Source organism: Microbacterium lushaniae (assembly GCF_008727775.1).
In the GTDB taxonomy this organism is placed as follows: domain Bacteria; phylum Actinomycetota; class Actinomycetes; order Actinomycetales; family Microbacteriaceae; genus Microbacterium; species Microbacterium lushaniae.
This window is the reverse complement of record NZ_CP044232.1, coordinates 358,118-378,769: the sequence shown is the minus strand read 5'-3', so window position 1 is coordinate 378,769 and position 20,652 is coordinate 358,118. Positions and strand designations below refer to the sequence as shown.

Sequence of the window (20,652 nt, the reverse complement as noted above, 5' to 3'; positions counted from 1 at the left end):
CTTGCCGGCCCGGCTCAGCCGTGCTGCGTGTACGGGTTGATGAGGGCGGCGCGGATCTCCTCCGGGACGCCTTCCTCGGTCGCCGACGGTCCGTCGGCGGGCGGGAAGGACTCGGTCATCGACATGGGCATGGCGCCGTTGCGATAGAGGTTGCTCGATCCCTGCGAGGGCTTCCACGTGTTGGGCGTCCAGTCGGGGACGTAGTTGCGGTACCCGCCGGTGTTGAGCTCGATGCGCATCGTGGACGGCTCGCGGTAGTACAGGAACGTCTGCTCGCCGATCCCGTGGATCGAGGGTCCGTACTCGATCGGGATGACGTGCTCCATGAGGGTGTCGGCGGCGATGAGCAGTTCCTCGTACGTGTCCACCCAGAAGGCGTAGTGGTTGACGCGCCCGGCGCGCGAGGAGCCGTCCAGCACGACGCCGAGGTCGTGCGACTTCTCGTTCGTGGTGAGCACCGAGAAGACCGACAACGGGGCTTCGTCGAGCACCGTCCGCGCCATGATGCGGAAGCCGAGCACCTCGTTGTACCAGGCCGCGAACCCGTCGACGTCGCTCGTGGCGATCGTGACGTGGTCGAGCTGGCGCGGGGCGCCGGCGACCTTGGAGCGCTTCTCCGGGCGGTCGGGGTAGATCGACGCGACATGTGCGGGCGCCTGGTGGCGCTCGACATCCCAGTGCAGCGTCATGGGGTGCCCCCACGGGCCGACGAAGCGCAGGGCGCGGCCGATCTTGTAGCCGTCGAACCACTCGATCTCCACGCCCGCGGCCTCCAGGCGACGGGCCGCCTCCTCGAGGGCCTCGGGGCTGGAGGTGCGCCAGGCCATGGTCTCCAGCGCCGGCTCGTCGCCGGGGACGACGACCACCGAGTAGGAGTAGTAGTCCCCCCAGCACCGCAGGTAGACGCGCCCGTTCTCGCGGGCGACCTCCGTCAGCCCGACATGCGTGGTGTAGAACTCGACGGATGCGTCCACATCCGGCGTGGTGATCGCGACATAGGAGAGGTGCGCGAGGAGTTTGATCATCGTTGATCCCTTTCAAGACGTTGCGGGGCACGGATCCGCTGTCTCCATCCTGGAAGCACTCCACGTATAAAGGAAGTCGATTTGACCGATGTTGGCTATCATCCGTTCTTATGGTCGACCGCTCGCGTTTGAACCGCCTGGATCTCAACCTCCTCGTCGCCCTCGACGCCCTGCTGACCGAGCGCAGCGTCACGCGCGCGGCCGAGCGCCTGCATCTGACGCAGCCGGCGCTGAGCGCGTCCCTCTCGCGCCTGCGCACCCACTTCAACGACCCGATCCTCGCCCGCCGCGGGAACACGCACGAACTTACGCCGTTCGCCGTGCGCCTGTCTGAGCACGTGACGACGGCGCTCGAGTCGACCCGGCGCGTCTTCGACAGTCAGGCGACGTGGGCGCCGGCGGAGTCCACCCGTGAGTTCTCGATCTACGGCTCCGACTACGGCTTCGCCACGATCGGCACCGTCGTGTCGCGCCTCGCCGCCGAGCGCAGCCCGGGGGTGCGGTTCCGTTTCATGCTGCACACGCCGGCGGTGGTGGAGGACGCCGCCAGCCGGCTGCGTTCGGCCGATGCGATGATCATCCCGCACGGATTCCTGAGCGATCTGCCGTATCGCGACGCGTGGCGCGATACGTGGTTCGCGCTCGTCGCCGATGACAACCCGGCCGTCGGCGAGGAGCTGACGATGGAGAACCTCGGCACCCTGCCGGTGGTGATGACCTACGCCTCCCGCAGCGCGTTCACGTTCGTGAGCCGGCAGATCCAGCAGCTCGGGATCGAGCCGCGCGTCGCCGTAGTGGTGGAGAGCTTTCTGAGCCTGCCGCACTTCGTGCAGGGGACCGACCGCGTGGGCCTGATCCAGGGGGCACTGGCCCCCTTCGCCGCACAGCTGGGCGGGACACGCCTCCTGCGCCTGCCCTTCCCTCCCACTCCGATCGTCAACGCCCTGTGGTGGCACCCGGTGCACTCTCGTGACCCCGAGCACGCCTGGATGCGCGACCTGTTCGCCGAGGCCGGCCGCATCGTCGAGCAGGACGTGAGCGAGCACACGCCCTGACACCGGCGCGGGCATCCGTCAGCCGCGACGCGACGCCAAGAAGCTGCCGAGCCGGTCCAGGACCCCCTCCGAACCCCGCTCCCGCATCGACCCGTCGTCGAACCCGTCCAGGTGGATGCCGTGCTCGCCGTGGGTGAACCGCGTGCCGCCTTCGATCTCCTCGAACTCGTACGACACGACCGACGTCGAGATGTGCGTGTCATCGAGCCACATGTCGTACGTCACGACGATCCGCTCCGGGGCGACGATGTCGGTGTAGGTCGCCTCGAAGCGCGAGACCGGCCCGCCGTGGAAGGCGCCGACGGCGACGTCGCGCCCGCCGACGCGGAAATCGAAGCGCCACTCCCCCGTCTCCCACTCGAGGCTCTCCCCGAACCATTCGCGCTTGCGGTCCTCCTCCGCGAAGGCGGCCCACACCTCGCCCACCGGGACGGGGTAGTCCCGCACGAGGGTGAAGCCGGCATGTGCCACGCTGCGCCGGCCCGTGGCGCTCATCGCCGCTCCCGCGTGAAGGTGACGTGGATGGTGCCGCTGGGGGCGACCACGGTCTCGACGCGGCAATCCCGCTCGAGACCGCGCAGGTCGTCCCACAGGTTGATGCCCTGCCCGAGGATGATGGGTGCGATCGCCACGTGCAGGTCGTCGACGAGACCCGCGGCGAGGAACGGCCGCACCGTGGTGGGGCCGCCCCCGATGCGGACGTCGGCGCCGCCGGCCGCATCCGTGGCCATCGCGAGCGCCTCCTCCGGCGAGGCGGTCACGAAGTGGAAGGTCGTGCCGCCGGTCATCTCCAGCGGCGGGCGCTGCTCGTGGGTGAGGACGAACACCGGCACCCGGAAGGGCGGCTCGTCACCCCACCACCCACGCCAGTCGGGGTCGCCGGGGTGGGCGTGCAGGCCGAACATCCCCGCGCCGAGGATCTCGGCTCCGATGCCCTCGAAGTAGCGGGCGGCGAATTCGTCGTCGAGGTCGGTGGTGCCGGCGCCCGAGGTGTCGTGCAGCACGCGTGCGCGGAACGTGCGCGTGGCGACGTAGGCCTCCGTCAGCCGGCCCCAGTCCTGACCGAACGGGTCATCGGGGGTCTGGTCGACGGTCGTGGCGCGACCGTCGAGGGAGATGTTGAGATCGACGCGGACACGGGTCATGAGGGGGCTCCTTCGTGATGACGGGCGAGGTGGATTCCGAGCCGGTCGGCCCGCCGCTCGGCGTCGGTGCGCTGCTCGTCGAGCCACAGGTGCAGCACGTCGAGGGCGCCCGGTCGCAGGCTCACCGTGCGCACCCGGCCGGTCTTCTCCGACGTGATGATGCCCGCGTCGGTGAGGATGCCCAGGTGCTGCACGAACGAGGGCAGCGACATGTCGAACGATTCCGCCAGCACAGAGACGGCCGCGGGCGCCTTCGCGAGCCGCTCGACGATCCCACGGCGGGTGGGATCGGCGAGGGCGCGAAGCACCCGATCGACATCGTCTCGATACTTAGGCATGTGCCTAAGTTAAGGGTGCACGATCGCGGCGTCAAGAGCCGCCGACGGCATCCGGCGTACCGTTGTGTCATGGCGGACAAGAGCGACGGGTGGTACTGGTCCGAAGAGGGCGTGAATTTCCACACCCGCAAGTGGGTGCGGCCCGAGGATCTGAATGCGAACGGCACGCTCTTCGGCGGCAGTCTGCTGCGGTGGATCGATGAGGAGGCGGCGATCTACGCCATCCTGCAGATGGGCAACCACCGGGTCGTCACCAAGCTCATCTCGGAGATCAATTTCGAGGCATCCGCCCTGCAGGGCGACCTCATCGAGATGGGCCTCACCGCGACGCGGTTCGGGAAGACGTCGCTGACCATGCGCGCCGTCGTGCGCAACATGATCACGCGCGAGCGCATCCTCACGATCGAGAAGATCGTGTTCGTCAACCTCGACGACGAGGGCCGGCCGACCCCGCACGGCTACACCGACATCACGTACGACCGCGACCGGATGCCCCGCGAGCACCCCGGCACCGGCACGATCAAGCTCCCCTCGCACTGACCGCTCGCCCGCAGGCGGCCGGATGCGCTCTCCCTACGCCAGCGCGCCGCCCGGGATGGCGGCGAGCAGCTCGCGCGTGTACTCCTGCTCGGGCGCGCGGAAGATCTGCTCCGGCGTCCCCGACTCCACGATGCGGCCGCGCTGCATCACGTGGACCTCGTGGGAGATCATGTTCACCACGGCGAGGTCGTGGCTGATGAACAGGTAACTGAGGCCCAGGCGGTCCTGCAGCGCGACGAGCAGCTCGAGGATCTGAGCCTGCACGAGCACGTCGAGGGCCGACACCGCCTCGTCCAGGACGATGAGTTCGGGCTCCAGGGCCAGGGCGCGGGCGATCGCGACGCGCTGGCGCTGTCCGCCGGACAGCTCGTGCGGCAGCCGCTCGACGAGGGAGTCGGGCAGGGCCACCTGCTCGAGGAGCTCGCGGACACGGATGCTGCGGCTCTTGCGGTCGCCGATGCCGTGCACACGCAGCGGCTCGGCGATGGACTGGGCGATCGTGTAGCGCGGGTCCAGCGACGCGAACGGGTTCTGGAACACCGGCTGCACCTGGCGCCGCACCGCGAACATCTGCCGCCGACGCAGCCCGGACAGGTCCTTCCCGCCGATGCGGATGACGCCCTCGCTGGGAGACTCCAGCCCGAGCAGCATCTTCGCGGTCGTCGATTTGCCCGACCCGGATTCTCCCACCACCGACACCGTGCGTCCGCGCGGGATGGTGAAGCTGACATCGCGGGCGGCCCAGAACTCCTCGCCGCGCGCACTCCCCCGCATCCGATAGCTGCGGCCCACGCCTTCCAGGCTCACGAGCGTCTCCGGCGCAGGCCCCGCCGGAGGCCGGGTGATGAGGGGAACGGTGACCAAGCTCGGAGCGGCGGCGACCAGCCGCTGGGTGTACTCCTCGTGCGGTGCCTCGAGGATCGCGCGGGCGGGACCGGATTCGACCAACTCCCCGCGGTACATCACGAGCACCCGGTCGGCGCGTTCGGCGGCGAGGGCGAGATCGTGGGTGATGAGGATGACCGCGGTGCCCGCTTCCCCCGTCAGTTCCGCCAGCGTGTCCAGGATCCGGCGTTGCACGGTCACATCCAGTGCGCTCGTGGGCTCGTCGGCGATGAGCAGTCTCGGCTCGCACGCGAGCCCCATCGCGATGAGCGCCCGCTGGCGCATGCCACCGGAGAATTCGTGCGGGTACTGCTGGTAGCGCCGCCCCGCATCGGGGATGCCGACGGACTCCAGCAGTTCCACGACGCGCTCGCGCCCGCCGGGGCGGCCGTGCACCTGGAGCGCCTCCAGGATCTGCGCCCCCACCGTGTGCACCGGATCGAGGTTCGACATGGGGTCCTGCGGCACCATGCCGATGCCCGCGCCCCGCAGCGAGATCATCTCGCGCTCGGGCACACCCGTGAGATCGCGCCCCTCGAAGCGGATCTCCCCCGCCGCGATGCGTCCGTTCTCGGCGAGGAGCCGGTTGATGCTCGCCGCCACGGTGGACTTGCCGGAGCCGGATTCGCCGACGATCGCGACCGTCTCGCCGGCGGCGACGTCGAAGCTCACCCCCTTGACGGCGTCGAAACGCCCACCCGGGGTGGTGAAGGAGACCCGCAGGTCGCGGACGGAGAGGAGAGGGGCGGTCACGGAGTGGCTCCCGTCGTCGAGGGGTGGAGGAGGGCGTCGGCGCGGGAGATCGCCTCGCGCCAGAGGAGGTCGACGGGCACGAGGTGTTCCCTCCGGGGTGCGGGCCGGCCGTGCAGCCGGTTCGTCAGCAGGACGGTGAGCACCGCGGGCTGACCGTCGCTCGCGGGCGCTGCGGCGACGAGGGTTCCGGTGAAGCCGCTGTGACCGAGGAAGAGCCGTTCCCTCCCCCGCCAGCGCACGCGGTAGTGGAGGAGACCCTGCCCCTGCCCGGCGTCGACGGCTGTGCGGAAGGCCGCGCCGCTGGCGACGCCCAGACCCCAGGCCTCCGGCGCGGCGATCGCGGCGGCGATCCGCAGCATCCCCTCGGCGTCGCCGAACCACCCCGCATGACCTGCCGCGCCTCCGAAGGCGTGGAAGGCGTTCCCGTCGGCGATCTCACCGCGCAGGATGCCGCTTCGCCACGGGAATCCCGCGGCATCCACGTCGACGGGGTACGGCACGCCACTGCGCACCATCTCGCGCTCGATGGCGTCGCCGTCAGGCCCCGCCGCCACGGGCGTGCCGGCGACGGGGCCGCCGGGTGACACACTCGCGGCGGCGAGCGGGTCGAGCAGCACCTGCCGGACGGCCGCGGCGAAGTCGGAGCCCGTCACCTGGGCGATGACGGCACCGAGAGCCTGCATGCCGAGATCGGAATAGTGCCGCCCCGCCCCGCGGGGATATCGCGGGGCCAAGGACAGGGCGCCGGCGACGGGATCCGCCACCGCCTCCGGTGCGAGGTACAGCGGCCACCACTCCCTCAGTCCCGCGCGATGGCGCAGGAGGTCGTCGATCGTCACCTCGGCCGCCCCGCCCGCGCGTGCCCCGAGGATCGCTCCGAGGGTCGTGTCATCGGCGAGGGCACCGAGATGGATCAGGCGCCGAACCGTCAGCGTGGTGAGCGTCTTGCTCACGGAGGCGAGGTCGAACGCGTGGGCGACGGTCATCGGCGCACCGGTCTCGACGTCGGCCACCCCGCTTGCCGACACGTCGGTGCGACCGTCCTCGACGACGGCGAACACGGCCCCCGGCGGTGCGTGCCCTTCTGCGCGGGGCGCGGTGACGCCCGCCACCGCCGATGCCGGCTCGCTGTCGTTCTCAGCCATGCTCCCGCGCCCTCGCCTGCGGCGGCGCCATCCGCAGGAAGGCCGGCCGCGGGCACGGCTCGGGAAGCCGCAGCGGCTCGGCGCCCGGCGTGAGTGTGCCCAGGAGGCGCCCCCCGCTGGCCCCTGTCGCGCTCGGCGTCGTGCCGGGCACCCCGTGCCACGACAGCCAGCCGATCAGGGCCATGAGCACGGCTTCCTTCTCATCCGCCCCCAGTCCGAGCTCATCGGTGCGCCCGATGCGCGCGCCCGGGAGGGAGCGGGCGATCCCGTCCGTCACGACGCGGTTGTGCACGCCGCCTCCCGACACGAATACCTCGGCAGGGTCGAGCGGGGCGAGCGCGTCGGCCACGGTCCGGATGGTGAGGGCCGCGAGCGTCGCGAGGAGGTCGGCGTCGTCGACCTCGCGTCCGAGCCGCCCGAGCGCCGCGTGCACGTAGTCGAGGTGGAACAGCTCCTTGCCGGTGCTCTTCGGTGCCGGGAGGCGATAGTACGGTTCGTCCAGGAGCACCGCGAGCAGCTCCTCGTCGATGCGTCCGGACGCGGCGATCGCGCCGGATTCGTCGTAGCCGGCGGCGTGCAGGCCCCGCTCGCGGACGACCGCGTCGATGAGCGCATTGGCCGGGCCGATGTCCCACGCCCGCGGGAGGTCGGCCCCGACGACGGTCACGTTCGAGATCCCGCCGAGGTTCAGGGCGGCGACGGGCCGGCCGCCCGTGGCGCGGCCGGCGAGGATGAGTTCATCGATCGTGGAGGCCAGGGGCGCGCCCTGCCCTCCGGCGGCGATGTCGCGGATGCGCACATCGGACAGGATGGGCGTGCCGGTCGCCTCGGCGATCCACCCCGGCTGCCCGATCTGCAGCGTGCCGAGGACGCGGGGCCCCTCGACCCAGTGGTACACCGTCTGGCCGTGGGACACGATCAGGTCGACGGGGCCCGCGTCGGCGATCGCGGCGACGGCGGCGCGCGCGAAGGCCTCCCCGATGAGCGTGTCCAGCTGCGCCACCTCCTCGAACGTGGTGTTCCGGGGCGGCAGCGCCCGCACGAGCCGGTCACGGAGTTCCGAGGTGTACGGCGTCGACCCGTGGGTCACGACGAATGCCTCCAGACCGGCCTCGTGGCGGCGGAACTCGACGACGGCACTGTCGATGCCGTCGTGCGACGTACCCGAGATCAGTCCGAGGATCCTCATCGCCGTGCCTCCTGCCCTTCGTCCAGCGCGACGCGCAATCGGCCTTCCGCCGCATCCAGCACGGCGCGCGCCTCCTCGATGGGCAGTGACCGGCGCAGCGCGACGACGGCGACCGGAACGGAGTACCCCGCCTGCTCCAGCGCCTCGCGTGCCCGCTCGTGGCCGACCGCCGCGATCTGCGCCACGATGCGCGTCGCGCGCACACGGAGTTTCTCGTTCGACGCCTTCACATCAACCATCAGATTGCCGTAGGTCTTGCCGAGGCGGATCATCGCGATCGTCGAGAACATGTTGAGCACGAGCTTCTGGGCGGTACCGGCCTTCAGCCGGGTGGATCCGCTGACGAACTCCGGCCCGACGATGACTTCGATGCCGTGATCGGCGGCGCGGCTGAGTTCCGTGTCGGAATTGCACGACAGCCCGATGCCCAGCGCGCCCCGCTCCCGCGCCCGCGAGACCGCCCCGATGACGAACGGCGTCCGCCCGCTGGCGGCGATCCCGATCACCGAATCGTCGGGTCCGACGCCGGCGGCGTCGATCGCGGCCGCGCCCGCGCCGGCGTCATCCTCGGCGCCTTCGACCGCCTCGACGACGGCCCTGGGTCCTCCCGCCATGATCCCGATGACGCGATCGCGCGTGGAGAAGGTCGGCGGGATCTCCGACGCATCCAGCACGCCGATCCGTCCGGGCGTGCCGGCACCGACGTAGAAGAGCCGACCGCCGCGCTCCATGCGCTCGGCGACCCCCTCGATGGCGGGGATGATCTGTGCCAGCGCCGCGCGAACGGCCAGGGGCACAGCCTGATCGGCCTCGTTCATGAGGGTGGCCAGCTCGGCGACCTCGAACGTGTCGATCCGGGCGTAACGCGCATCGGCTGCTTCGGTCGTGAGGGTTTCGAAGTTCACCGGGTCAGCGTCCTTTGCGGTGGGGGTCGAGGGCGTCGCGCAGTCCGTCGCCGAGGAGGTTCAGTCCGATGATGAGCAGGATCAGCACGAGGCCGGGTCCGGCCATCGTCCACGGGGCGGCCACGATGAGCGTCTGCGCGTCGAACACCATCGATCCCAGTGACGCGGCCGGGGGCGGAGTGCCGAAGCCGAGGAAGCTCAGCGACGCCTCCGTGAGCACCGCCCACGACAGCGAGAGGGTGATCTGGACGATGAGGATCCCGGTGATGTTGGGAAGGATGTGCCGGGCCATGATGCCCACGCTTCCCATCCCCGTGGCCTTGGCGGCGCTGACGTAGTCGATCTCGCGCAGCGAAAGCACGGGTCCGCGCGTCACGCGCACGAAGATGGGCGTGTACACGACCGCGATGGCCACGGCCACCGTGAACCAGTTCCGCGTGAACACCGATGCCAGCGTCAGCGCGAGAAGCAGCGGCGGGAAGGCGAAGAGCACGTTCGTGATGCCGCCGATGACGCTGTCGCCGATGCCGCGCAGATATCCGGAGACGACGCCGCCGACGGTTCCGACCACAGCGGCGAAGCCCACGGCCACGAGGGCGACCAGCGCCGAATTGACGACCCCGGACGCGACGCGGGCGAACACGTCGCGACCGAACTGATCCGTGCCGAACAGATGCGCGGGTGAGGGCGGCTGGAGGCGTGCGGTGGTGTCCTGCGCGCTGGGATCTCCCAGGAGACCCGACGCGGATGCGATCGACAGCAGGACGAACACGCCGACGATGATGAGGCCCGTCAGACCGCTCGGGCTGCGCAGCAGCGGCGCGAAGGCCCGCCCTGCGGAGCGAGGGGCGACGGCGGGTGCGGCGACGGTGACGGTATCGCTCATGCGGCACGCACCCGCGGATCGATGCGGCGGTACAGCAGGTCGGTGAGGAGGTTCACGATCACGAAGAGCATCGCGATGACGAGCACGGTGCTCTGCACGACGGCGAACTCCTTCTGGTTGATCCCGAGGAGGACCTGCCGGCCGATCCCGGGGAGGGAGAAGATCTGCTCGACCACGACGGCGCCGCCCAGGAGGTAGCCGAATTGCAGGCCGGTCATGGTCACGATGGGGATGAGTGCGTTGCGCAGCACGTGCCGCCACTGCAGCCGGCGCGGCGGTACACCCTTGGCGCGGGCGGTGCGGACGAAATCGAGTCCGCGCACTTCGAGCACCGCGGTCCGCGTCGTGCGCATGATCGGCGCGGCGATGCCGAAGCCGAGCACGAGGGCCGGCATCAGCATCTGCTGGAGGTTGCGGACGGGGTCCTCCCACAGCCGGGCGAACCCCAGCCCGTTCGGATTGAACCCCAGCGCCTGCGCCGACACGGCGAGCATGGTCGTCGCCAGGAGGAACGCAGGCACCCCGAGGCCGGCCAGCCCCACGCCCTGTCCCACCCAGTCGCGCAGCGCATTGGGGCGGGAGGCAGACAGCATGCCCAGCGGGATGCCGATGAGCAGCGCGATGACGATGGCGAGGAGGGCGAGTTCGAGCGTCACCGGAAGGGCGAGCACGGTCATCTCCAGGACCGACTGCTGGGCCCTCGCGGAGAAGCCGAGGTTTCCCGTCACCACCGCCCCGAGCCACGTGAAGAACTGCACGATGAGCGGCTGGTCGACGCCGTAATAGGCCTCCAGCGCGGCCCGTTGCTCCGGGGACAGGGCTGCCGCCTCGGTGCCGTACGCGGCCGTGATCTGGTCGCCGGGGAGCGCCCGGAGCATCAGGAACACCGCCACGGCGACGCCGAAGAGGGTCAGGAGCGCACTGCCGACGCGGCGCGTCACAGGCGAGACGAGAATGCGGTGCAGCATGGGACTCCCACGCGGGTCGGACGGGGCGGTCACGCCCTGCCCGACCCGCGAGTGCTCAGTCGACGGTGACGTCGCGCAGGTTCTGCAGCGAGCCGTTGGACAGGGGCACGAAGCCGGAGACGCCCTCGGCGGTCGCGGTGTAGTTGAACGAGGTGAACAGCCACACCCACGCGGCGTTGTCCTCGAGCTCCGCGGCCACCTGATCGTAGATGGCCTTGCGGGCGGCGTCATCCGACTCGGCCTTGCCCTCTGCGAACAGGGCGTCCAGTGTCTCCGAGCTGTAGCCGGCGACCGGGTTGAGGCTGCCGGCGCTGGTGAAATACCGGCCGTAGGAGGCGTCGGGGTCGGGCTGACCGCCGTTGAGCGCGACGGCGAGCTCGAAGTCGGCGGCCACCCAGCGGTCGACGTATGCACCCGACTCGAGCGACTCGATCTCCAGGGTGATGCCGGCGTTCTTCAGCTGAGCCTGGATGTTCTCCGCCTCGGCGACCGCGGTGGAGTATCCGTCCTGGTTCACGATGGCGCGCAGCGTCAGGCCGTCTTCGTATCCCGCGTCCGCCAGGTAGTCCTTCGCCGCGTCGACGTCGCCCTCGGGGCACGGGCGCGCATCCGGGTCGGAGCGGAAGGCCGGCGAGGTGATGGGGCCGGTGACCTCGCCGGCGCCCAGAGCGGCGGTGTCGAGCACTTCCTGGCGGTCGATCGCGCACGCGATCGCGAGGCGGACGTTGACGTCGTCCAGCGGCGCGACGCGGCTGTTGATCTGCAGCACGTGGTAGCTCAGCTGCGGCGTCTCGGTCACCTCGACCGATCCGCCGATGGTGTCGGCCACCAGCTGATCGTCGAAGACCGCCATCTGCACGCTGCCGGCCTGCAGCGCCGAGACGATCGCCGACTGGTCGGGGATGACCCGGAACTCCACGGTGTCGACCTCCGGCTCGCCACCCCAGTACTCCGGGTTGGCGGCGAGGGTCAAGGACTGGTTGGGCTTGCGGTCTTCGAAGACGAACGCGCCGGTGCCGTTGGGCTCGGTCTCCACCGCCTCCAGATCGACATCGGAGGGCAGGATCGCGGTGGTGATGACGCCGAGCTTCGAGAACAGCGCGGCGTCGGGGGCACTCAGCGTCAACTGCACAGTCAGCGGATCGACGGCTTCGATCGTCTCCACCGAGGCCAGGTTGCTCGCAGAAACGGCCGCGGTCGCCTCATCCTTGATCGCCTGGTAGGAGGCGACGACATCCTCGGCATCCAGCTCGCTCCCGTCGGCGAAGGTCACGCCCTCGCGCAGCTGGAACGTGACGGTCAATCCGTCCTCGCTCGTCTCCCACGACTCGGCCAGACCCTCGGTGACGGCGAGGTCGTCGTCGAACTCGGTGAGCGTGCCGTACAGGTTCTGCAGCACGTGCGTCGCCTGGAACTGCGTGCTGGTCCACGGCAGGAGGGTGTCGACGTCGGCCGTGACGCCGATCACGAGGCTCTGCGGCGCGTCGGAGTCTTCGCCGGATGTCTCGGGGGCGGAGCAGGCGGCCAGTGCGAATGCCGCGACGGCGAGGATCCCCACGGTGCCGACGGCGGCGCGTGGAGCAGAAGCTCTCTTCATGAGGTTCTCCAGATCGGGTACCGGCGGCCTCATTGCCGACCGCCATCGGATAGGTCAATTATTTACGAGATTTGTTTCCCGGAAGTAACTTACTGCCGAAGCCCGGATTCGGCTAGCGTGGGTCTATGACGGGACAGCGCGGCAGCGGCGCGCGTACGAGTGCCGTGCGCCCCCTGCTGGCCACGATCCGCGCGACGATCCCCGCCATGCCGCCGTCCGAGAAGCGACTCGCCGAGACCCTGCTGAACGATCCGGAGACCTTCTCCACCCTCAGCATCAACGAGGTCGCCGATGCGGCCGGAACCTCGACCACGACCGTCGTGCGCTTCTACCGCCGGCTGGGCTTCACCGGGTTCAAGGACCTCAAGCACGACCTCGCGCAGGAGACGCTGCGCGCAAGCCTGCTCGTTCACTCCGTCCCCGCGACAGCGAGCGATATCGCACCCGATGACACCCTCGAGCAGATCGTCGCGAAGGTCGCCCGCGATGAGACGCTCTCCATCAGCGACACGGCCGACGTGCTCGACGTCGCCGTGCTCGCACGGGCCGTGACAGCCCTCGCCCGCGCCGACCGCATCGACGTCTTCGGTGTGGGCGCCAGCGCTGTCGTCGGCATCGACCTGCAGCGGAAGCTGAGCCGGATCGGACGGACGGCGATCACCTGGCCCGACGCCCATACCGCGTGGACGGCAGCCGCCGTCCTGGGGCCGCGAAGCGTAGCGGTGGCGATCTCTCACTCCGGGGAGACGATGGACACGGTGGAGTTCCTCCGTCTGGCCCGCGCGGCCGGGTCGGCAACCGTCGCCATCACGAACGTCCCCGACTCCTCGATCACGCGCGAGGCGGACGTCGCGCTCTACACCGCGGCACGTGAGACACCGTTCCGCTCCGGCGCGCTGGGCAGCCGAATCGCACAGCTGATGGTCGTGGACTGCCTGTTCATCGGCGTCGTCCAGGCCGACTACACCAGTTCGGTCGACGCGATCCGCGCCACGTACGACGCGGTTCAGTCGCGCTCGCTGCACCCTCGCTGAGCACCGTGCGCCGGGCGGGAACCCGCCCGGCGCACGGTGATCGGGGGATCAGCTCATCTCGCCGAAGGTCCGCTCGATGTCCGCCATCTCCATGGCTGCGGTGGCTTCGATGAGCTCCTGCAGCTCGGTGTCGGCTCCCGGAGAGAACTCCTCGAAGCGCTCCGGGGCGATGGTCATCGGCACCCCGACAGGCGCCTGCTCGCTCGCATCGAGCTTGGTGCCGTCGTTCGAGGGCGACATCCCCTGGAAGATCCTCCCCGCCTCGGAAAGGTTCGTCAGATCGAACGAGTACTGCTTGCTCTGCAGTCCCATCTCCAGCAGACGTGCGACCTCGGGGAACTTCTCCGCGTTGGTCTTGGGGATGGGAAGCGACGTACGCCAGTTGACACCGAGGGTCTCCAGCGCCTTCGCGTACGCGTTCTCGTGCGCCTGGTCGCGCACGATCAGGTACGAGATCGTGCTGCGGGCCGTCTTGTTGTCGGTCATCTCGTACAGCCGGCACTTCTGGAGCCGCCCGGTCGATTCGAGCATGAGGTTGTAGAGCAGGTCCAGGACCAGGTTGCCCGAGTTGTACACGTAGCTGCCGAGCCACGGGTTGCCCGCCGCATCCACCGGCATGGCTCCCTGCGCGCCGACGAGGTAGTGGTGGATGTTGCTCTCGGACAGCGCGATGTTCAAGGGGATGGCACCCTTGGCGCCGGGCGCGTCGACCGGGTCGGTGGGCTTGCCCTGGTAGCGGGGCGAACCGTCGAGCAGACGCGAGATGGTCGTCCCGATGAGTTCGACGTGACTGATCTCCTCGGTGCCGATGCCCTGGATGAGGTCCTTGTAGGGCTTAGCGGACGGTCCGCGGAAGTTCATGCTCTGGAACAGGTACTGCATCATCGTGCGCATCTCGCCGAACTGGCCGCCGAGCCCCTCCTGGAGCGCGTTGGCGGCGGCGGGATCCGGCTCGTCCTGCTCGATCTCGTTGATCAGCTGCTGAACGTGAAAGTACATGAAGCCTCCAGGGTGTTGGATTTCCTGGTTCCAGCCTCCCCGCACGAGGATGCGAACAGACACCCCCTCGCCCTGGGGCCCGAGCCCAGGTAGTCTGCGCAGAAGGTCTCGTGAATCCGGTTCGAGCCGGTGACCGTGGGATCGGCTCACGGCGGGTGGATTCATCCTGTGGGCGCGGCGAAGCCCGAGCGACCTCGCGCGCGATCACGGCGGCGCGCCCGCCCCATCCCCCGTCTGCGCCACTTCCGCGCAACCGCGCCACTTCTTACCGGCGCGATCGCACCGAACAGGCGCAAACGTGGGAAACCTCGCCGGCGGATTCGGTTGCGGATGCCGACAGCCGCCGGAGCCCGCACCGCCGCCCCATCCCGTGCCCCACGGCCGGGCTCGTGCACAACTGCGGACCCGCGCCGCGACACGCCGCCGGGGGGCGCCGCATCCGGCGTGTCGCCGAGGATCTCCGCCGTTGTGCGCAGCGGCCAGCGAGGGCTGCACCTGCCCGCGCCGCCGCCCCATCCCGTGCCCCACGGCCGGGCTCGTGCACAACTGCGGACCCGCGCCGCGACACGCCGCCGGCGGGGCTCCGCATCCGGCGTGTCGGCCAGGATCTCCGCTGTTGTGCACGCGGGGACACCGCCGGCACCGCCGCGCGCGCCCAGCCGTTCCGACCGGAGAGGTGGATCGGTCGGGCGTTCGGTGGCGGTTCTCCGACCTCGTGGACGGCATGGCCGCTGCAAGGCGTCTTGGTGACGCTGGCTCGCTCGATGCGCGACACGGCGAACCATCGCATTGCGCTGCGAAGTCGGCACCACCCCGAGGAGGTACCACTGGGTTCGGACCCGCTGGTGATCGGGCCGCTCCGCGCCAGCGCTCCGATGGAACCCGGCCACGCTCTCTTCGGCGCGCTGCTGCGGGAGGACGCCGAGGGCGTCCGCGCAAGCGGCTCCTGACGGGCGTCACCGGATGGCGCACATAACGCTGTTAGCCTCCAGAAGTGTCGTTGCGATTTGCGATCCTGGGCCTGTTGTCGAACCGGCCGATGAGCGGGTACGAGGTGAAGAAGGTGATCGACGCGAGCGTCGGACACTTCTGGACCGCCGACCAGTCTCAGATCTACCGCACCCTGGCGGCCCTCGTGGAGGACGGGTTGGCCACCCGGCGGACCGTGCCGCAGGACGACCGGCCGAACCTCCATCTGCACAGCATCACCGAAGCCGGCACCGAAGCCCTCGACGTGTGGCTGACCTCCCCGCTTCCCCCCGAGCCCAAACGCGAGCCCTTCCTCGCGCGGCTCTTCTTCGCCGATCGACTGCCACCGGCAGCCGTGCGGGAATTGCTCGAGGGTCGCCGGGCAGAGATGCTCGCGCAGCTCGCCGAACTCGAGTCGGTCGAGGCACCCGAAGAGCCCACGACCGTCCCCGAACTCTTGCGGGTCGCCACTCTCGACAACGGCCTGCAGCACGTCAGGGCGGAGCTGGCCTGGATCGCGACGCTGCTCAGCCGACTCGAGGGGCAGGCCTGAAGGTCTCGCGCCGGGCCGCGGACCCGGATCGCCGGCGTCGAGCGACCGTGACGCGGTCGATCACCACGCCGATGACGACGGCCACTCCCACCCCCAGTGCGGCGCTGAGCAGCGGCTGCCCCTCCAGCCACTTCCCCGCGAGAACCCCGATCGCGGCACTGTAGATCGCCCACGTGGTGCCGGCCAGGATGCTGAGGGGCAGGAAGCGCCGCCATGGGTAGCCGAGCGCTCCCGCCGACATGTTGACGGCGACGCGACCCACCGGGATGTAGCGGGCGCCGAGGATCAGCGGAGCACCCCGCTCGGCGAGTCCCTGCTGCGCGCGCGCGAAGAGCGCGGCGACGCGCGGGCGTCGCATCCACCCGAACCGGGTCGTCCCCAACCCACGCCCCAGGGCGTAGGCGATGTTGTCTCCGATGACCGCCCCGACCGCCGCGACCGCGCACAGCAGCGCGACGGTCGGATACGCCTGACTCGCCGACGCCACGGCCGCGGCTGCCACCAGCACCGTTTCGCTGGGGATCGGCGGGAAGACCCCGTCGATGACGGCGGTGCCGAACATCACGAGTAACACCCACGGCGAAGCGGCGGCCTGAACCACGAAGTCATTGATGACGTCCACTCTTCGACGCTAGGAACCCGGGCCGGCCGCCACATCACTCCGGAGTATCGGCCGCCCGCTACTTCCGAGTGACATGTCGCATCGTCCTATAGGACTTCCCCTATATCTGCGTTAGCATCCTTGCATGTCAGCCAACCCCTCGAGCGAGGGCATCAGCCGCCGCCTCGACCGGCTCGCCCGGCGCTACGCGCGCAAGCCCGCCGTCGGCGAGCTGAGCCTGGCCGTCGCGCATCCGCCCACCGGCTTCGCGTGGACGTGGGGCGCGGACCGGCCCTACTTCATCGCCAGCATCACCAAGCTGTTCACCGCGGCGTCGATCATGCAGCTGCGGGCTGAGGGCCGGTTGGAGCTCGACACCCGGGCCGTCGACATCCTCGGATCGGCGACGATGCGCGGCCTGGCGGTCGTGGAGGGCATCGATCGCTCAGCGGAGGTGACGGTGGGCCAGCTCCTGCGGCACACCTCGGGCATCCCCGACTACTTCGAGCTCCGTGGCGCGGATGGCACCTCCCTGGCAGAGAGGATGCTGACCCGCGACGAGTCGTGGGATTTCGATCGACTCGTTCAGCGCGCCCGCGAGTTGCCGAGTCCGTTCGCACCCGGATCCCCCGGTCGCGCCCACTACAGCGACACCAACTATCAGCTCCTCGGACGCCTCATCGAGCTGTGCACGGGCCGTCCGTTCGAACAGGTCGTGCGATCGCGCATCATCGAACCCCTCGGGCTCTCGGCGACGTGGCTCTTCACCCGGGACACCCTCGGGCGCTACGACTCCGTCGCATCCATCCGCCACGGTCGCCGGGATCTGCGGATCCCGCTGACGATGGCGTCGTTCGCACCCGATGGCGCCGTCGTCGCGACGGCCGAGGATCAGCTGGCGTTTCTGCGGGCATTCCTCTCCGGCGAGCTGTTTCCCGCCGAGTACCTCGCGGAGATGACGGCGGAGTGGAACTCGCCGCTCGGCGGCTGGGTGCCCCTGCAGTACGGGGTGGGGATCATGCGGTTCGCGCTGCCTCGGTGGCAGACGTTCCCGATCCGCGTGCCCCCGATGATCGGGCACGCCGGCGCGACGGGGAGCGTGCTCTTCGCCGATCCGGTGCACGGGCTGCTGGTCGCGGGAACCGTGAACCAGATGCAGCCGCGGCGGCTCCCCTATCCGCTGCTCGCGCGGATCACCGCGGCCGTCGGCCCGCTCGTCTCCGCCGACCGAGCCGCGAGCGTCACCGCCACTTGAAGACGCGCAGCGCGACGACCCCCGCCACCACGGCCCACGCGGCCATGACGAGGAAGGGCGACCATGTCGCGGTCCCCGCGTACCAGGCGTCGGTGAGGGCCTGGGTCATCGCGCCCACCGGCGTGAACGATGACACCGTGCGGATCGGCTCGGGCATCATCGGGCCCGGAGTCCACACGCCCGCGGTGAACAGGCAGGCCACGAAGACCAGGAATCCCATGCCGTACGCGATCTGGGCACTCGCCGCGACGGCCGCGATCACCGAACCGACCGCCATCATCGCGACGGCGCCGAGGAGGACCACCGCCACCGCCAGCGGGGCGCTGCGCGGCGCGCGGGCGTCGAAGGCCAGGCGAGCAAGCGTCGAGGCGACGAGGATCGACGCCAGCAGAGTCGCGACAGCGACCAGCCACTGCGCGAGCAGCACCCGATGCGCACCGACGGGGGTCGCGGCCAGGCGGCGCAGCACGCCGCTCTCGCGGTACGCGCCGACGGCCGACGGGTAGTTCGTGATCGCCACGCTCGTGACCGCGATCGCGATCGCGATGGGCAGGAAGTAGTCGATGGCGCGCTGCCCCGAGGCGCCCGCCGGCTCCAGCGTCCCCCCGATGACATACCCCTGCAGGAGCAGGAGCAGGGAAGGAAGCAGGAGCGCCATGAACACGCTCGTCGGGTTTCGCAGGAAGAGCAGGAACTCCACCTTGGTCAGTGCGCGCGTCGCCCGCATGTCAGCTCTCCTCCTTCTGCCCCGACCGGCCGGCGCCGAGCAGGCGCACGTAGGCGTCCTCGAGTGTGGCCGGCTCTTTCGCACCACCCGCCGATCGCTGCCGCAACTGGGCGGGTGTCCCCACGAAGACCGTCCGCCCCCTGTCGATCACGGCCACCCGGTCGCACAGCCGCTCGACCTCGTCCAGATAGTGCGTGACGAGAAGGATCGTCACGCCGCCGTCGCGGATGCGGTCGACCAGATCCCAGACCAGCCGTCGGCCGATGGGATCGAGTCCCGTCGTGAGCTCGTCGAAGACGGCGACCTTGGGCGAGCCCACCAGCGCGAGGGCGATCGAGAGTCGCTGCTGCTGGCCGCCGGAGAGCTTTCCATAGGGGCGCCGACGCTCCTCGGCCAGCCCGACGAGGTCCAGGATCTCCGCCGTGTCCACCGGAGAGTCGTAGAACGCGGCGAACAGGTCGACGGCTTCGCCGACGCGGAGGGTCGGCGGCAGCGCGGACGATTGCAGCTGATACCCGACCTGCTCCTTCACCAACCGTGGCGAGCGTCGCGGGTCCACCCCCAGCACCCGGATCGAACCGGAGTCCGGCGCCAATGCGCCGGCCACGCACTCCACGGTGGTGGTCTTCCCCGCGCCGTTGGGTCCGAGGATGCCGAAGACCTCGCCCTCCGTCACGACGAAGCCGACGTCTTCTACCGCTCTGACGTCTCCGAACGATTTGCGGAGTGCGTCGACGACAACCGCTGGCATGTGATCCTCCCGAAACCGCGCAGGTGTAACCCCTGGGGTGACAGAATGGCAGGCGCCGCACGCCCTGTCAACCCTGGGGTGTCGTGCGGCCGTTACGTCGGGAGTAGCCGGGCCGGCACGCACCGGATGCGTCGGGGGACCAGGCGCACGAGCAGGAGCAGCGTCACGTAAGTCACGAGTACGCCGGCACCCATCAAGAATCCCGACTGCTCCCAGCGGCTGCGATCGAGAATCGTGGCGATGCCGTTGGCCAGGACGAGGACGGAGCCGAAGGCGAACGCGGTGGCCACTGCGGCGGGCGCTGCATCCACGCGGCGCTCGCGGGGCGCGAGTCGGTCCCACAGGAGCGCAGCGAGCTCGGCGAGCGCGAGTGCCGCCAGCGCGCCGACGGCGACCGGTCCGGCCAGCGTCGCCGCCTCCCGCGCCCCCAGCGCCGACACGTAGGCCCCGAGCGCCCACGCGAGTGCGCACAGCGGGAAGAGCTTCGCGACCACCGACCACAGCGCCGGCTCGTCGCGCCCGGGATGCTGTCGCCGCCGGGGGATGAACGCCCAGGCTTCGGCGCGGTGGTGCCGTTCGACGTAGGCGCAGATGCCGAGCCCGACCACGGCTCCGAGGACCGGCATCACGATGTTGTCGCTGATCGCCCACAGCACGAGCATCAGCGCCATCATCGCGTGGGGCGACGACGCCATGCGCAGTGCCGTGGCTTTCGCGTAAGCCGTCCGCGCACCCCGCACCTGCACAGGATGCAGCGGAGGCGGACCCCCCGCGGCGCGCTCGGGCGCATCAGAACGGTCGGTCATGGCCTCTCGCAATCGATGCCCGCCGCTTCGCGCTGTCGCGTGCGATCTCGTAGACCTTCTGCCGGGACACACCGAGTTCGCCTGCGACCGATACCGCACTGAAGTCCTCGAGCAGCGCGTCGACGGCGACGGATCGGACGGCGGAGGCGCGGGCGACGAGATGGGACGAATACGCCGCGACCTCTGCCGCGATCAGCGCGACGGCCAAGAAGCCGCCGTACGGAGCAGCCCAGTCCTCGCGACCGCTCGCTGCCGCCGCCGCGATGCCCGACCCGCCGTCTCGCAGTGCCGCCGCGACCGCCTCGGGCGTGACGCCGTGGTCGATGAAGCGATCCTTCACCTGCGCGACGGTCGAGGCGTCGCCGCGGTGCGCCAGTACGGCGTCCCATTCGAGCGCCAGGACGTCCGCCGCGTCAATGGGGTTCTGCATGCGTAGGTTCTCTTCTCGGCCCGATGTCGCCCCTGAGTTTACGGCGCCGCATCCCGTGAGTGAAGCCCTTCCGGCGCACCCCGCTCCGCGGCATCC

Annotated in this window: 22 protein-coding genes and 1 pseudogene; 5 read left to right on the top strand and 18 right to left on the bottom strand. The window is 70.2% G+C overall.

Annotated features, from left to right (window positions below):
- Positions 1-14 precede the first annotated feature (14 nt).
- Positions 15-1,025 (bottom strand): VOC family protein, encoded by a 1,011-nt coding sequence (locus F6J85_RS01785; RefSeq protein WP_150923596.1) that lies wholly within the window; start codon positions 1,023-1,025, stop codon positions 15-17.
- Positions 1,026-1,135: 110 nt separating this feature from the next.
- On the opposite strand from F6J85_RS01785, the gene F6J85_RS01780 reads away from it, so the two are divergent.
- Complete coding sequence (locus F6J85_RS01780) at positions 1,136-2,080, top strand: LysR family transcriptional regulator (RefSeq protein ID WP_150923595.1); 945 nt, start codon at positions 1,136-1,138, stop codon at positions 2,078-2,080.
- Between the two features lie 18 nt (positions 2,081-2,098).
- Here the strand turns inward: F6J85_RS01780 and F6J85_RS01775 are convergent, their stop codons facing one another.
- The 3 genes from F6J85_RS01775 to F6J85_RS01765 are packed head-to-tail and all read right to left on the bottom strand — an operon-like array spanning position 2,099 to position 3,563.
- Complete coding sequence (locus F6J85_RS01775; RefSeq protein WP_150923594.1) at positions 2,099-2,575, bottom strand: SRPBCC domain-containing protein; 477 nt, start codon at positions 2,573-2,575, stop codon at positions 2,099-2,101.
- On the bottom strand, positions 2,572-3,225 hold the full coding sequence (locus F6J85_RS01770; protein ID WP_150923593.1) for a dihydrofolate reductase family protein: 654 nt from the start codon (positions 3,223-3,225) through the stop codon (positions 2,572-2,574). Before F6J85_RS01770 ends, F6J85_RS01775 begins: the two co-directional genes overlap by 4 nt.
- Positions 3,222-3,563, bottom strand: coding sequence for an ArsR/SmtB family transcription factor (locus F6J85_RS01765; RefSeq protein ID WP_150923592.1), 342 nt, complete (start codon positions 3,561-3,563; stop codon positions 3,222-3,224). Before F6J85_RS01765 ends, F6J85_RS01770 begins: the two co-directional genes overlap by 4 nt.
- 69 nt (positions 3,564-3,632) lie before the next feature.
- On the opposite strand from F6J85_RS01765, the gene F6J85_RS01760 reads away from it, so the two are divergent.
- The gene (locus F6J85_RS01760; protein ID WP_150917895.1) at positions 3,633-4,103 is read left to right on the top strand and encodes an acyl-CoA thioesterase; all 471 of its coding nucleotides are present in this window, start codon (positions 3,633-3,635) and stop codon (positions 4,101-4,103) included.
- A 33-nt stretch (positions 4,104-4,136) separates the two neighbouring features.
- On the opposite strand, the gene F6J85_RS01755 is transcribed toward F6J85_RS01760, so the two are convergent.
- The 7 genes from F6J85_RS01755 to F6J85_RS01725 are packed head-to-tail and all read right to left on the bottom strand — an operon-like array spanning position 4,137 to position 12,431.
- A complete protein-coding gene (locus F6J85_RS01755) occupies positions 4,137-5,741 on the bottom strand; it encodes an ABC transporter ATP-binding protein (protein WP_150923591.1) in 1,605 nt (534 codons plus the stop codon).
- Positions 5,738-6,886 (bottom strand): serine hydrolase domain-containing protein, encoded by a 1,149-nt coding sequence (locus F6J85_RS01750; protein ID WP_150923590.1) that lies wholly within the window; start codon positions 6,884-6,886, stop codon positions 5,738-5,740. Before F6J85_RS01750 ends, F6J85_RS01755 begins: the two co-directional genes overlap by 4 nt.
- The gene (locus F6J85_RS01745; RefSeq protein ID WP_150923589.1) at positions 6,879-8,075 is read right to left on the bottom strand and encodes an anhydro-N-acetylmuramic acid kinase; all 1,197 of its coding nucleotides are present in this window, start codon (positions 8,073-8,075) and stop codon (positions 6,879-6,881) included. Before F6J85_RS01745 ends, F6J85_RS01750 begins: the two co-directional genes overlap by 8 nt.
- Complete coding sequence (murQ, locus tag F6J85_RS01740; RefSeq protein WP_150923588.1) at positions 8,072-8,980, bottom strand: N-acetylmuramic acid 6-phosphate etherase; 909 nt, start codon at positions 8,978-8,980, stop codon at positions 8,072-8,074. Before murQ ends, F6J85_RS01745 begins: the two co-directional genes overlap by 4 nt.
- Positions 8,981-8,984: 4 nt before the next feature.
- A complete protein-coding gene (locus F6J85_RS01735) occupies positions 8,985-9,866 on the bottom strand; it encodes an ABC transporter permease (protein ID WP_150923587.1) in 882 nt (293 codons plus the stop codon).
- Entirely contained in the window at positions 9,863-10,834 is a 972-nt protein-coding gene (locus tag F6J85_RS01730; protein ID WP_150923586.1) for an ABC transporter permease, read from the bottom strand. The genes F6J85_RS01735 and F6J85_RS01730 overlap by 4 nt, the downstream gene beginning before the upstream one ends.
- 55 nt (positions 10,835-10,889) lie before the next feature.
- Positions 10,890-12,431, bottom strand: coding sequence for an ABC transporter substrate-binding protein (locus tag F6J85_RS01725; RefSeq protein ID WP_150923585.1), 1,542 nt, complete (start codon positions 12,429-12,431; stop codon positions 10,890-10,892).
- 125 nt (positions 12,432-12,556) lie between these two features.
- Here F6J85_RS01725 and F6J85_RS01720 point away from each other — a divergent pair, with 125 nt between their 5' ends.
- Positions 12,557-13,465, top strand: a complete 909-nt coding sequence (locus F6J85_RS01720; protein ID WP_150923584.1) for a MurR/RpiR family transcriptional regulator — start codon at positions 12,557-12,559, stop codon at positions 13,463-13,465.
- 48 nt (positions 13,466-13,513) lie between these two features.
- Here F6J85_RS01720 and F6J85_RS01715 read toward each other — a convergent pair whose 3' ends face one another.
- Together F6J85_RS01715 and F6J85_RS17860 are read right to left on the bottom strand one after the other, a co-directional pair.
- Positions 13,514-14,464, bottom strand: coding sequence for a manganese catalase family protein (locus tag F6J85_RS01715; protein WP_150923583.1), 951 nt, complete (start codon positions 14,462-14,464; stop codon positions 13,514-13,516).
- Positions 14,465-15,131: 667 nt separating this feature from the next.
- Positions 15,132-15,294 (bottom strand): annotated as a pseudogene (locus tag F6J85_RS17860) (WYL domain-containing protein); the annotation flags it as partial.
- 164 nt (positions 15,295-15,458) lie between these two features.
- Here F6J85_RS17860 and F6J85_RS01705 point away from each other — a divergent pair.
- Positions 15,459-15,986 carry a PadR family transcriptional regulator gene (locus F6J85_RS01705; protein ID WP_150923582.1) on the top strand — a complete coding sequence of 176 codons (528 nt, stop codon included), beginning with the start codon at positions 15,459-15,461 and terminating at the stop codon, positions 15,984-15,986.
- On the opposite strand, the gene F6J85_RS01700 is transcribed toward F6J85_RS01705, so the two are convergent.
- The gene (locus tag F6J85_RS01700; RefSeq protein WP_150923581.1) at positions 15,961-16,608 is read right to left on the bottom strand and encodes a DedA family protein; all 648 of its coding nucleotides are present in this window, start codon (positions 16,606-16,608) and stop codon (positions 15,961-15,963) included. The genes F6J85_RS01705 and F6J85_RS01700 overlap by 26 nt on opposite strands.
- A 124-nt stretch (positions 16,609-16,732) precedes the next feature.
- On the opposite strand from F6J85_RS01700, the gene F6J85_RS01695 reads away from it, so the two are divergent.
- A complete protein-coding gene (locus F6J85_RS01695) occupies positions 16,733-17,842 on the top strand; it encodes a serine hydrolase domain-containing protein (protein ID WP_150923580.1) in 1,110 nt (369 codons plus the stop codon).
- Here F6J85_RS01695 and F6J85_RS01690 read toward each other — a convergent pair.
- The 4 genes from F6J85_RS01690 to F6J85_RS01675 all read right to left on the bottom strand — a co-directional run bounded on the left by F6J85_RS01690 (position 17,829) and on the right by F6J85_RS01675 (position 20,556).
- A complete protein-coding gene (locus tag F6J85_RS01690) occupies positions 17,829-18,569 on the bottom strand; it encodes an ABC transporter permease (RefSeq protein ID WP_150923579.1) in 741 nt (246 codons plus the stop codon). The two genes, F6J85_RS01695 and F6J85_RS01690, sit on opposite strands and share 14 nt — an antisense overlap.
- A gap of 1 nt (position 18,570) precedes the next feature.
- A complete protein-coding gene (locus F6J85_RS01685; protein WP_150923578.1) occupies positions 18,571-19,320 on the bottom strand; it encodes an ABC transporter ATP-binding protein in 750 nt (249 codons plus the stop codon).
- 92 nt (positions 19,321-19,412) lie between these two features.
- Positions 19,413-20,015, bottom strand: coding sequence for a hypothetical protein (locus F6J85_RS01680; protein ID WP_150923577.1), 603 nt, complete (start codon positions 20,013-20,015; stop codon positions 19,413-19,415).
- A 94-nt stretch (positions 20,016-20,109) separates the two neighbouring features.
- Positions 20,110-20,556 carry a hypothetical protein gene (locus F6J85_RS01675; protein WP_150923576.1) on the bottom strand — a complete coding sequence of 149 codons (447 nt, stop codon included), beginning with the start codon at positions 20,554-20,556 and terminating at the stop codon, positions 20,110-20,112.
- Positions 20,557-20,652: the final 96 nt, after the last annotated feature.